The following is a 12,627-nucleotide window of genomic DNA, read 5'->3' on the forward strand; positions in this document are numbered from 1 at the left end:
AAAACGTGGCGACTCAGTGCGGCGCCGAGGCCATCTCGGCGGGCTCGGCGGGCTCGGCCGCCGCGGACATTTCGGCGTGCGTGCGGTTGAAGATCACGTTCAGCAGCACCGCCGTGAGCGAGCCCATGGCCAGGCCGTTGCCCAGCACCAGCTGCAGCGTGTCCGGAAAGCGGCTGTACAGGCCCGGCACGAGGATGGGCAGGAGGCCCATGGTGAGCGCGCCGGCCAGCACGAACATGTTGCCGCGCTCGTGCAGGTCGACCTTGCGCAGCATGTCGATGCCCATCGTGCCGATGATCGCGAACACCACCATCGCGGTGCCGCCGACCACGGCCGCGGGAATGGCGCTGGCCAGCCGGCCAAGCGGCGCCGACAGCGCGATCAGGATCAGGATCGCGCCGGCCGTCGCCGTGACGTAGCGCGAGCGCACGTTGGTGGCGCGCACGATGCCGATGTTCTCGCCGCTGGTGATGATCATCGAGGTGCCGAAGAAACCGCCCGCCAGCGACATCAGCGCATCGCCGCGGATGGTGCGGGGCACGGCGTCGCGCGGATCGATCCTGCGGCCCACCACCTCGGCCACCGCCACGGTCTGGCCGGTGGCCTCGACCATCGAGATGACGCTGAAGACCAGGAGCGGCACGGCCGCCACGAGGTCGAAGCGCGGCATGCCGAAGGGCAGCAGCGTCGGCAGGCTCCAGAAGGGGCCTGTGGCGACAGTGCCGAAATCCATCAGCCCGCAACCGGCCGCCAGCACCGTGCCGGCCAGCAGGCCCAGCAGCACCGCGAGCTGGCCCAGCGTGCCCTTGAACAGGCGCGCGAACAGCACCGTGAAGCCGATGGTCGCGAGCGCCAGGCCGATGTTCACCGGGTCCGCGAAGGTGGGCGTGCCGGCCTTGCCCGCGATGATGCCGCCGTACACCTTCACCAGGTTGATCGACACCAGCAGCAGCAGCGTGCCGATGACGATCTTCGGAAAGTACCGAAGGCACCGCGCGAACACCGGCAGCACGAGGAAATAGAACAGCGCCGTGAGGATCACCGCGCCCGAGGCGGTCTGCAGGTCGCGCTGCTGCGCGATGGTCACGAACATCACGATCGGCGCGCCGCCCGGCACCATCACGAAGGGCAGGCGCGCGCCGAACTTCCACGGCCCGAACGACTGCAGCAGCGTCCCCACGCCGCACAGGAGGAAGGTGGCGCTGATGAGGTTGACGGTGAGCGCGGCCGGCAGGCCCAGCGCCTTGGCCACGAGGAACACGGACGTGATGGGCACGGCCGCCATCACCAGCACATGCTGCAGGCCGAACAGCAGCAGTTGCGAAACGGGCAGCACGGCGTCGACGGCAGGGGCGTCGGAAACACGGGACATGATCGATTCCTTTGACCGGGCTCTCGCCCAAATCGATTTGGGTGACGAAGGAAAAAAAGCCGCCTGGGGCGGTGGAGTACATTCCGGGCCAGTCGCCCAAAACGATTTGGGAATTGAATCACCGCTTTTGGAAAAGGTCAACGGGATGAGCACCAATCCATCGCCGCGGGCAAACATCAAGGACGTGGCCCGGGAAGCCGGCGTGTCGCCGACCACCGTGTCCCACGCGCTCAACGCCCGCGGCCAAGTCGACGCCGAGACCCGCGCGCGCATCGAGCAGGCCGCCCTGAAGCTGGGCTACCGCCCCAACCGGAATGCCCAGCGGCTGCGCACGGGCGAGGCGCACATGATCGTGCTGCTGTCATCGATGCCCTTCGCGGTGGCCGGCGGCCCGTCGCGCCTGGGCTTCATGATGGAAGTGGCCGCCGTGGCCGCCGCCGAGGCGCTGAACCGCAGCCTCGCGCTGGTGCTGGCGCCGCCCATGGAAAGCGGGCGAATGCCGATGGAACTGCTGGACGTGGACGGCGCCCTGGTGATCGAGCCCTCCGCGGGCGACGCGAACCTCGAATACCTCGTGCGCCGGGGCCTCCCGGTCGTGGCCATCGGCAAGCCGGCGGAAGGCCCCGCCATGCCGCCGTATGTCGACATCCATTCCGCACGGACGACGCAGCTGCTGCTCGACCACCTGCATGAACAGGGCGCGCGCAAGGTCGCGATGATCCTGGGCGCCGCGCAGCGCAATTCCTATGTGGAGGCCCGGGCGGCGTACGAGCGCTTCGCCGCCGGGCGCGGCCAGCCCGCGCTGCTGTCACTGATCGACGAGGCCAGCGGCGAGCGCGGCGGCAGGGAGGCCGCGCTGGCGCTGCTGGCGGCCCACCCCGACATCGACGCCTTCTGCATTCCGGTGGACGCCTTCGCCTCGGGCGCGGTCGCGGCCGTCGCCGAATCGGGCCGGCGCATTCCGGAGGACGTGATGGTCGCCACCCGCTACGACGGGCCGCGCGCGCGCACCTGCGTGCCGCCCCTCACCGCGGTGGACCTGCACCTGGAAGAAGTCGCGCAGCAGGCCATCGCGCTGCTGTTCGATCACCTGCGCGGCGACAGGAGCCGCCACCGCGTCGAAGGGCCGGTGGCGCAGCTCGTGGCGCGCGAGTCGTCCGCGCGCCGCGGCCAGTCAGCCTAGTTCGGCTTGGCGCGCGACACGCGCCACACCGCGTTGCCCACGTCGTCGGCCACCAGCAGCGCGCCGCTCTTGTCGAGCGCCACGCCCACCGGCCGGCCCTGCGCCTTTTCGTCGGCGGTGAGAAAGCCGGTGAGGATGTCCACCGGCGGCCCGCTCGGCTTGCCGCCGATGAAGGGCACGAACACCACCTTGTAGCCCGACTTGGGCTTTCGGTTCCACGAGCCGTGCTCGCCGATGAAGACGCCGCTCGCGAACTCCGGCGGCATGCCGCGCGCGTGCGAGAAGGTCATGCCCAGCGGCGCGACGTGCGAGCCGAGCGCGTAGTCGGGCGCGATGGCCTTGGCCGCCATGTCCGGGTTCTGCGGCGTCACGCGCGCATCGACGATGCCGCCGTAATAGGTCCAGGGCCAGCCGTAGAAGGCGCCCTCCTTCACCGAGGTGAGGTAGTCGGGCACGAGGTCGCTGCCGATCTCGTCGCGCTCGTTCACCACGGTCCACAGGGCGTTGGTGTCGGGGTCCCAGCCCATGCCGTTGGGGTTGCGCAGGCCGCTCGCGAAGAGGCGCTTCTCGCCCGTCTTCGCATCAACCTCCCAGATCGCGGCGCGGCCTTCTTCGGCCGCCAGGCCGTTCTCGCCGATGTTGCTGTTGGAGCCGACCGTCACGTAGAGCTTGGTGCCATCGGCGTTGGCGATCACGTTCTTGGTCCAGTGGTGGTTGATGCCCGCGGGCAGCTGCGTGACCAGCGTCGGGTTGACCTTCACCGAGGTCTCGCCCTCGACGTAGGGCACCTTCACGAGCGCATCGGCGTTGGCGATGAAGAGCTCGTTGCCCACCAGCGCCATGCCGTAGGGCGACATCAGGTTGGTCATGAAGACCTGCTTGACCTCGGCCACGCCGTCGCCGTCGGCATCGCGCAAGAGAGTGATGCGGTTGGCGCTGGGCACGCCCGCGCCCGCGCGCCCCATGACCTTGCCCATGACCCAGTTGCGGATCTTGGCGATCGGCCCGCTGCCGCCGTCGTTGCTGCCACCGGGCTTGGGCGGCTTGTTGCTCTCGGCCACCAGCACGTCGCCGTTGGGCAGGGTGTAGACCCAGCGCGGGTGGTCCAGGCCGCGCGCCAGCGCCGTCACGCGCAGGCCCTCGGCGGGCGTAGGCGCGGCGGTGTCGGTCCAGCCGACGGCGGTTGCGACGTTGACGGTGGGAATCAGGGTCTTGTTCGGCTCGGCCAGTTGCGGGCGGGGGCCGGTCGTGACCTCGGGGGCGAGCTTGGCGGCCTCGCCGCAGCCGGCGAGCAATGTCGCCGCGACCGCCAGCGCGGAAAACTGCCAGATCGAAGCGGCCATGCGGGTGGGTGCTTGCTGCGGAGCTTTCATGCGGTGATCCTTGCGCGGCGAAGGCCGCGTACCGGGCGGATCATCCCCGGCCGCCCGGCCCGGCGGTTGTCGGTCGTGGGCGCTTTCTGGCGTGGGCGCACCCCAATCGCGCATCGCCGCTACCATCGCCGCATGACCGACGACCTGTTCCGTGCCGACGCCTACCTGCGCGCCTGCGAAGCCCGCATCGTGCGCATCGACGAGACCGGCATCGTGCTGGACCGCACGGTGTTCTATCCGCTGGGCGGCGGGCAGGCTGGAGACGCCGGCGTGCTGGCTTTGGCCGACGGCCGCGAAGTCGTCATCGCCGACACCCGCAAGGCCAAGAACGAAGAAGGCCTGCCCACCAACGAATTCCTTCATGTGCCGGCGCCCGAACAGGCCGACCTGCTGGCCGCGCTGAAGCCCGGCGACACCGTCACCGCACGCCTGGACTGGGAACGCCGCCACCGGCTGATGCGCTTTCACACCGCCTCCCACCTCCTGTGCCACCTCGTGCCGGTGCCGGTGAACGGCTGCTCGATCACGCCCGACTACGCGCGCATCGATTTCCACATGACCGATCCGCTGGACAAGGAAACGCTCACGGCCGGCCTTGCGCGGCTGGTCGAGGCGGCCCATCCGCTGACCGTGGGTGCGATCACCGACGAGGAGCTCGACGCGAACCCGGCCCTCGTCAAGAGCATGAGCGTGCAGCCGCCGCGCGGCACGGGCACGGTGCGCACCATCCGCATCGGCGGCGCGGGCGAAGGCGAAGCGCAGATCGACTTCCAGCCCTGCGGCGGCACGCATGTTGCAAACACCGCCGAGGTCGGGGCGGTAGTCGTCACCAAGATCGAGAAGAAAAGCGCCAACAGCCGGCGCGTGGTGCTGGGCTGGGCCGCAGCGGCCGCCTGAAACATTCTGGAACTTAGCCCCGCCCCAATGCTCCGACTGACGGCATGATCTTCTCGCGCATCCATTTCGCTACGCTTCTGATAGCAACCGCCGCAGCCAGCATGCCGGCCGCGGCGCAATTGGCTTCCAAGACCGGGGCCGTCGTCACCACCCCCCATGTGCGCGCCGAACTGATCGCGCATGCGCCGGACGGCGTCTCGCCGGGCGCACAGGCCTGGGTCGGCCTGCAGATCACCCATCAGCCCGAGTGGCACACCTACTGGAAAAATGCCGGCGATTCGGGCCTCCCCACCGAACTGACCTGGACGCTGCCGGCCGGCGTCTCCACCGGCGAAATCGCCTGGCCGGTGCCCGAGAAGATCGCGGTCGGCAACCTCGCCAACTACGGCTACGAGAACACCGTGCTGCTGCCGGTGCCGCTGGAGATCTCGACGCTCTACAAACCGCCGATGGCGCTCGCAGGCGGCACGCCCGCGATGGACGTGAAGCTCAAGGCCTCCTGGCTGGTCTGCCGCAAGGAATGCATTCCCGAAGAGGGCGAATTCACGCTCTCGCTGCCGCTGCAGGGCTCCACCGCGCTGCACAAGGCCGAGTTCGACACGGCGCAAGCCGCCCAGCCCCAGCCGCTCGCAAAACCGGGCGGCATCGAGGTCAATGGCAACAACCTGCAAGTCAAGCTCGAGGGCCTGCCGGCCGCCGTGCAGGGCAAGACGCTGGCGTTCTTCCCAGAGACCCCCGAGGTGATCCGCACCGCGGCCGTCTCCGGCACGGACTGGACCCAGAGCTGGCAAGGCGGCACCTGGACCGCGACGATGCCGCTGGCCGACCAGCGCAGCGCGAGCCCCACGGTGATGCCGGTGGTGGTGGCGCTCGCCGAGGCCGACCGCCAGCCGGGCCAGCCGGTGGCCTGGCGCGCGGAAGCGCCGGTCGCGGGCACCTGGCCCGCCGCTGCCACGCCGGCGCGCGCCGAGGTGTCGCCCGCACTGCAGGCCGCGCTCACTGCCAATGCCGCCAATGCCGCCAATGCCGCCGCCTCGGCATCGTCCACCGACCTGCCGGCCCAACCCACCGGCACCTTCGCCATGGCGCTGCTGGGCGCCCTGCTCGGCGGCCTGTTGCTGAACCTCATGCCCTGCGTGTTCCCGATCCTGGCGATCAAGGTGCTGGGCTTCGCGCGGCAGGCGGGCAACGCCAGCGCGCACCGCAAGGCGGGCCTGGCCTACACCGGCGGCGTGATGCTGTCGTTCCTCGCGCTCGGCGGCGCCATGCTCGCGCTGCGCGCGGCCGGTGCGCAGCTGGGCTGGGGCTTCCAGCTGCAGTCGCCGGGCGTGGTGGCGGTGCTGGCGGGGCTCTTCACTCTGATCGGCCTGAACCTCGTGGGCGTGTTCGAGTTCGGCCGCGCGGCGCCTTCGTCGGTCTGCAGCGCGCAAGCCAAGCATCCGCTGGCCAACGACTTCCTCTCCGGCGTGCTCGCCGTGGTGATCGCCTCGCCCTGCACCGCGCCGTTCATGGGCGTGTCGCTCGGCTTCGCGATCGGCCTGCCGGCCGCGCAGGCGCTGCTCCTGTTCGCGGCGCTGGGCCTGGGTCTCGCGCTGCCGTATCTGGTGGCCGGCTTCGTGCCCGCCATCGCGCACCTCTTGCCCAAGCCGGGCCCGTGGATGCTCACGCTGCGCCGCCTGCTCGCGTTCCCGATGTTCGCCACGGTGGCATGGCTGGTCTGGATCTTGGGCCAGCAAAGCGGCATCGACGGCGCGGGCACGCTGCTGGCGCTGCTGGTGTGCATGGCGGCCATCGTCTGGGCCTTCACGCTGCGCGGCCGCACGCGGCTGGTGATCGCCACGGTGCTGATCGCCTTCACCGCCATGCTGACCGGCGCCATCGGGCGCAACGTGCTGCAGGTGGTGGAGCCGGCCAAGCTCGCCGCGAGCACCGCGACCCAGCGCTGGCAACCGTGGTCGGCCGAGCGCGTGAGCGAGCTCTCGGGTGCCGGCCAGCCGGTGTTCATCGACTTCACGGCCGCCTGGTGCGTGACCTGCCAGTACAACAAGAAGCGCACGCTGGCCGACGCCGACGTGCTGGCCGATTTCGATGCCAAGAAGGTCGCGATGCTGCGCGCCGACTGGACGCGCCGCGACCCCGCCATCACCGCCGCGCTCACCGCGCTCGGCCGCAGCGGCGTGCCGGTCTACGTGCTGCAGGCGCCGGGCAAGGCGCCGGTCGTGCTGACCGAAATTTTGGGTAAGGACGAGGTCCGCGCCGCGCTCGCCGCGCTTTGACCACCTGCGTGACATGGGTTGTCACATGCACTTGAAGAAACGGTTCTAAGCTGCGGTTGTCGTTTGGAATTTTCTAATGGAGCTCAAGCTGGCCATGTCTCTCTCGCCAACCTCCGACTCGCGTTCCCTTCGTGCCGCGCGCCATGCCCGCGCCGCCCTGAGCCGAGCCTCCCGCCGTGCCGTCGTCGCCGCCGCTGTCGCGCTCGGCGGGGCCTTCCTGATGGGCACCAACGCCTTCGCAGCACCGGCCGTGGGCCAGCAGGCGCCCGACTTCGTGGCCGTGGACACCACCGGCGCCAAGCACAAGCTCTCGGACTTCGCCGGCAAGTTCGTCGTGCTCGAATGGACCAACCCCGGCTGCCCCTTCGTGCGCAAGCACTACGGCAGCGGCAACATGCCCGCCACGCAGAAGGCCGCGACCGACAAGGGCGTGGTCTGGCTGGCCATCAACTCCACCGAGCGCGCCGCGAGCGACTACCTGAAGGCCGACGCGCTCGATGCTTGGATGAAGTCGCAATCGGCCGCGCCCACCGCCGTGCTGATGGACGAGGACGGCGTCATCGGCCAGGTCTACGGCGCGCGCACCACGCCGCACATCTTCATCATCGACCCCAAGGGCATGCTGGTGTACGCGGGCGGCATCGACAGCATCGCGTCGGCGCGCGCGGACGACATCAAGACCGCGACCAACTACGTGAACCAGGCGCTGGGCGAGGCCTTCGGCGGCAAGCCGGTTTCGGCGGCCACGACGCGGCCCTACGGCTGCTCGATCAAGTACAAGACCTGACGCAGGATCTGGCGCGCATCGCGTCGTCACCCCCGAGTGACAGCTACCTGACCCCCGGCGTCAGCTAGCGGTCGGGAAGACCGACCTACCCTTGGCGAACACCACATCGCTCAGGGGACAAACCAGATGAACTCCGCGCCCTCCGCTGCGCAGCAAGGCCCGGCCGCCAGCGCCGCAGGCTCTTCCGCCTCCTCCTCGAAATTCGCCACCGTCCTGCGCGTGACCGGCGGCAACTTCATGGAGATGTTCGACTTCTTCCTGTTCGGCTTCTACGCCACGCAGATCTCCAAGGCGTTCTTCCCCGCGGGCAACGAGTTCGCCTCGCTGATGCTCACCTTCATGACCTTCGGCGCGGGCTTCCTGATGCGTCCGCTGGGCGCGATCTTCCTGGGCGCGTATGTCGACCGCGTCGGCCGCCGCAAGGGCCTGATCGTCACGCTCGCGCTCATGGCGCTGGGCACGCTGCTCATCGCCTGCGTGCCGGCCTACGCGACCATCGGCGTCATCGCGCCGCTCCTGGTGCTCATCGGCCGGCTGCTGCAGGGCTTCTCGGCGGGCGTGGAACTGGGCGGCGTGTCGGTGTACCTCTCGGAGATGGCCACGCCGGGCCGCAAGGGCTTCTACGTGAGCTGGCAGTCGGCCAGCCAGCAGGTGGCCATCGTGGTGGCCGCCGCGCTCGGCTACTGGCTCAACGTGACCTACTCCTCGCAGGAGATCGGCGACTTCTACTGGCGCGTGCCCTTCTTCGTCGGCTGCCTGATCGTGCCGGTGCTCTTCGTCATTCGCCGCTCGCTGCAGGAGACCGAGGAGTTCATGGCGCGCAAGCACCGCCCCGATGCGCGCGAGATCTTCCAGTCGATGGTCGCCAACTGGGGCCTGGTGGTCGCCGGGATGATGCTGGTGTCGATGACCACCGTGTCGTTCTACTTGATCACGGTCTACACGCCGACCTTCGGCAAGTCGGTGCTGCACCTGAGCACGACCGATGCGCTCGTCGTCACGCTGTGCGTGGCGGTCTCCAACTTCATCTGGCTGCCGATCATGGGCGCGCTGTCGGACCGCGTGGGGCGCAAGCCGCTGCTGATCCTGTTCACGGTGCTGACGATCCTTACCGCGTACCCGTCGCTCAAGTGGCTGGTGGGCGCGCCGAGTTTCGCGCGCATGCTCGAAGTGGAGCTGTGGCTGTCGTTCCTCTACGCGAGCTACAACGGCGCGATGGTGGTGGCGCTCACCGAGGTGATGCCGGTCAATGTGCGCACCGCCGGTTTCTCGCTGGCCTACAGCCTGGCGACGGCGCTGTTCGGCGGCTTCACGCCGGCCATCGCGACGGGGCTGATCGAGATGACCGGCGACAAGGGCGCGCCGGGGTTGTGGATGACGGCCGCCGCCATCTGCGGCCTCATCGCCACGCTGGTGCTCTACCGGCGCAACGTGAGCCCCGCGGATTCGCGGCGCGTGCCGGTGGTCTGAGTTTCTTCAGACCAATCGAAGCCCGCCGTCGCACTCGATCACCGTGCCCGTGGTGTAGCCGTTCTCGATCAGGAACTGGATCGCATGCGCCACGTCCTCTGGCCGGCCCACGCGGCCGACGGGCAGGATCTGGACCTGCTGGCGGAACAGGTCGTCCTTCATCGCGGCGGGCATGCGGTTCCACCAGGGCGTGTCGACCAGGCCCGGTGACACGGCATTCACCCGGCTCGGTTTGAGTTCGCGCGCCAGGCTGCCGACCATGGCTTCGAGCGCGCCGTTGATGGCCGCGAGCCCCGCGGTGCCGGGCAGCGAATTGCGCGCCGAGATCGCCGTCACGAAGGTGATGCTGCCGCCCTTGCGCAGCACCCGCGCCCCCGCCTGCGCCGCTTCGAGCTGCGGCCAGAACTTCGCCTCGAAGCCGCGCCGCAGCGACTGCAGGTCGAGCTCGGCGAACTCGCCCGCGCCCTCGCCGCCGCTCAACGTGAGCACGAGGTGATCGATCGGCCCGGTCGTCTCGAAGAAGGCGTCCAGCGCACCGCGGTCGCAGGCATCGAAGGCCGCGCCGCTCACCTTCGCGCCCATGCCGCCGATCGCTTCCTGCAACTTGCCGTTGTCGCGCCCTGTCGCGATGACGCGCGCCCCCGTCGCCGCGAGCCGCCGCACGGTCTCCAGGCCCACGCCGGACGAGCCGCCGACCACCACCACTGTCTGTTGTTCCAAAGCCATGTCGAATCCTTTGCTTGCCTGATGAGCCTTCAGGTTAAGGAGCGCCGCTCTATCATTCAAATCGTTTGAAACCATGAGCCACATCAACGAAAGTGATTTCAGGCGGCTGGACCTGAACCTGCTGCTGGTGTTCCACGCACTGCTGCACGAACGCAGCGTCACGCGTGCGGCGCAGCGCCTTTTCATCGGCCAGCCGGCGCTGAGCGGCGCACTCAAGCGCCTGCGCGTGGCGCTGGGCGACGAGTTGTTCGTGCGCACCTCGCATGGCATGACGCCCACGCCCCGCGCGGTCGAGTTCGCACGCGTCATCGAACCGCTGCTGCTCTCGCTGCAGCAGGCGCTGCATGCGAAGCCGGCGTTCGACCCCGCGAAGGCCGAACGCGTGTTCCGCATCGGCCTGAGCGATGCGCTCGAAGTCGCGCTGATGCCGCAGCTCATGCAGCGCCTGGCGGCCGAGGCGCCGGGCGTGCGGCTCATCGCGCGTGCTGCCGATCGCGCCAATGCACCCGGCATGCTCGACGCGGCCGAGATCGAACTGGCCGTGGGCGTCTTCACCGAATGCGCCGCCTGGCACCGCCGGCGGGCGCTGTTCGACTGGCACTTCGTCTGCGTCTACAACCCCGCGCTCGTGAAAGTGCGCGGCAAGCGGGTGACGTTGAAGGAGTACCTGCGCCATCCACACCTGCTCACCTCGTTCAGCGCCGACCTGAGCGGCCTGGTCGACGAACTGTTGCGCGAACAAGGGCTCGCGCGCCAGGTGGTGTTCTCGAGCCGCAACTTCGCCACCAGCCCCTTCATCGTGCGGCAGATGCCCGCGATCACCACCGTGCCCACCTTCGCGGCGGCCACCTGGCGCGATGCGCTGGGGCTGGCGGTCAGCCCGCTGCCCTTCGACTCGCCCAGCTACGAGGTGTCGCTCCTGTGGACGGCCGCTCACGACGGCGACCTGGGCCTGCAGTGGCTCATTTCGCTGATCCACGAGGTTTTTGGCGGCAAACCCGTGCGTTGATCCGGTGCGCGGGGCCCCTGCGACAATCGGGAAATGCCTTTCGCCCCATTGCAAAACGACACTTTCCTGCGAGCCTGCTGGCGCCAGGCCACCGATCACACGCCCGTCTGGCTGATGCGCCAGGCCGGCCGCTACCTGCCGGAGTACGTCGCCACGCGCGCCAAGGCCGGCAGCTTCATGGGCCTCGCGACCAACACCGACTACGCCACCGAAGTCACGCTGCAGCCGCTCGCGCGCTATCCGCTGGATGCGGCCATCCTGTTCTCCGACATCCTCACCGTGCCCGACGCGATGGGCCTGGGCCTGTCGTTCGAGGCCGGCGAAGGCCCGCGCTTCGCCCGCCCGGTGCGCGATGAAGCGGCCGTCGCCGCGCTCGAAGTGCCCGACATGCAAAAGCTGCGCTACGTGTTCGACGCCGTGGCCTCGATCCGCCGCGCGCTCGACGGCCGCGTGCCGCTCATCGGCTTCTCGGGCAGCCCATGGACGCTGGCCTGCTACATGGTCGAAGGCGCGGGCTCCAGCGACTACCGGCTCGTGAAAAGCATGCTCTACAGCCGCCCCGACCTGATGCACCGCGTGCTCGCGGTCAATGCCGATTCGGTGGCCACGTACCTCAACGCGCAGATCGACGCGGGCGCGCAGGCCGTGATGATCTTCGACAGCTGGGGCGGCGTGCTGGCCGACGGCGCCTTCCAGGAATTCAGCCTCGCCTACACGGCACGCGTGCTGGCGGGCCTCAAACGCACCGGCGCCGACGGCCAGCCCGTGCCGCGCATCGTGTTCACCAAGGGCGGCGGCCTCTGGCTCGAAGCGATGCGCGCGCTCGACTGCGAAGTGCTCGGCGTGGACTGGACCGTGAACCTCGCCGCCGCGCGCCGCCAGGTCGCCGAAGGCACCGACGGCCAGGCCAAGGCGCTGCAGGGCAACATCGATCCGAACGTGCTGTTCGCGCCGCCCGCGCAGATCGAGGCCGAGGTGGCGAAGGTGCTCAAGGCATTCGGCAGACCCCACGCAGACCGCGCCGCGCAAGGCCCGACGCACATCTTCAACCTGGGCCATGGCATCAGCCAGTTCACGCCGCCCGACCATGTGGCGGCGCTGGTCGAAGCGGTGCACACGCAGTCGCGCGCCCTGCGCGGTTAAAACTGTGACTTGCGGGCCGCCGCGTGGAAGCGCGGGGCGCCCTGGAAAATCGGTCCGCCGCCGTTTGTCAAGCCTAAAAACGGTCTAGTGGGTCCGACTTATGCACAAAACCCGTGTTGCAGTGCGCAAGATTATCTGAGGTACCGGCGTCTTTGCTCCCAAACCAATAGCACGCGTAAGTTGTTGATTTATATAGGATTTGAACTTTGCTTTTTTTTGGGGCAATCCAGCGAGAGCCTTGATTTTCAAGGCTCCCCAGCGTGTCGAGCCTTGTTGTCAACAAAGTTATCCACAGAAACTCTGGATGGCTGGCAAAGCACTGAAAAATCAACAACTTAAGTGGATTTGCTCAAAGTCGCATTAACAACCGTTGCCAAGAAGGTCTTCCATT

10 protein-coding genes are annotated in these 12,627 nt (G+C 68.8%); 7 read left to right on the top strand and 3 right to left on the bottom strand.

Annotated features, from left to right (window positions below; genetic code table 11):
• Positions 1 to 13 precede the first annotated feature (13 nt).
• Positions 14 to 1,372, bottom strand: coding sequence for a uracil-xanthine permease family protein (locus ACZYRS_RS29570; protein ID WP_463422064.1), 1,359 nt, complete (start codon positions 1,370 to 1,372; stop codon positions 14 to 16).
• Between the two features lie 145 nt (positions 1,373 to 1,517).
• Here ACZYRS_RS29570 and ACZYRS_RS29575 point away from each other — a divergent pair, with 145 nt between their 5' ends.
• Complete coding sequence (locus ACZYRS_RS29575; protein ID WP_463422065.1) at positions 1,518 to 2,555, top strand: LacI family DNA-binding transcriptional regulator; 1,038 nt, start codon at positions 1,518 to 1,520, stop codon at positions 2,553 to 2,555.
• Here ACZYRS_RS29575 and ACZYRS_RS29580 read toward each other — a convergent pair.
• Positions 2,552 to 3,928 (bottom strand): PQQ-dependent sugar dehydrogenase, encoded by a 1,377-nt coding sequence (locus ACZYRS_RS29580; protein WP_463422066.1) that lies wholly within the window; start codon positions 3,926 to 3,928, stop codon positions 2,552 to 2,554. The genes ACZYRS_RS29575 and ACZYRS_RS29580 overlap by 4 nt on opposite strands.
• Before the next feature lie 132 nt (positions 3,929 to 4,060).
• On the opposite strand from ACZYRS_RS29580, the gene ACZYRS_RS29585 reads away from it, so the two are divergent.
• The 4 genes from ACZYRS_RS29585 to tcuC all read left to right on the top strand — a co-directional run bounded on the left by ACZYRS_RS29585 (position 4,061) and on the right by tcuC (position 9,358).
• Positions 4,061 to 4,825 carry an alanyl-tRNA editing protein gene (locus ACZYRS_RS29585; protein WP_463422067.1) on the top strand — a complete coding sequence of 255 codons (765 nt, stop codon included), beginning with the start codon at positions 4,061 to 4,063 and terminating at the stop codon, positions 4,823 to 4,825.
• A gap of 44 nt (positions 4,826 to 4,869) precedes the next feature.
• Entirely contained in the window at positions 4,870 to 7,101 is a 2,232-nt protein-coding gene (locus ACZYRS_RS29590) for a protein-disulfide reductase DsbD family protein (protein ID WP_463422068.1), read from the top strand.
• A 94-nt stretch (positions 7,102 to 7,195) separates the two neighbouring features.
• Positions 7,196 to 7,888, top strand: a complete 693-nt coding sequence (locus ACZYRS_RS29595) for a redoxin domain-containing protein (RefSeq protein ID WP_463422069.1) — start codon at positions 7,196 to 7,198, stop codon at positions 7,886 to 7,888.
• 126 nt (positions 7,889 to 8,014) lie between these two features.
• Complete coding sequence (gene tcuC, locus ACZYRS_RS29600) at positions 8,015 to 9,358, top strand: MFS transporter (RefSeq protein ID WP_198786399.1); 1,344 nt, start codon at positions 8,015 to 8,017, stop codon at positions 9,356 to 9,358.
• Between the two features lie 6 nt (positions 9,359 to 9,364).
• Here tcuC and ACZYRS_RS29605 read toward each other — a convergent pair whose 3' ends face one another.
• Positions 9,365 to 10,084: an SDR family oxidoreductase gene (locus ACZYRS_RS29605; RefSeq protein ID WP_463422070.1), complete on the bottom strand. Its 720-nt coding sequence runs from the start codon at positions 10,082 to 10,084 to the stop codon at positions 9,365 to 9,367.
• 73 nt (positions 10,085 to 10,157) lie between these two features.
• On the opposite strand from ACZYRS_RS29605, the gene ACZYRS_RS29610 reads away from it, so the two are divergent.
• Both ACZYRS_RS29610 and hemE read left to right on the top strand, forming a co-directional pair.
• Complete coding sequence (locus ACZYRS_RS29610) at positions 10,158 to 11,093, top strand: LysR family transcriptional regulator (protein WP_463422071.1); 936 nt, start codon at positions 10,158 to 10,160, stop codon at positions 11,091 to 11,093.
• Between the two features lie 33 nt (positions 11,094 to 11,126).
• Positions 11,127 to 12,236 (top strand): uroporphyrinogen decarboxylase, encoded by a 1,110-nt coding sequence (gene hemE, locus ACZYRS_RS29615; RefSeq protein ID WP_463422072.1) that lies wholly within the window; start codon positions 11,127 to 11,129, stop codon positions 12,234 to 12,236.
• Positions 12,237 to 12,627 lie beyond the last annotated feature (391 nt).

The organism is Variovorax sp. AC194, from assembly GCF_979257995.1.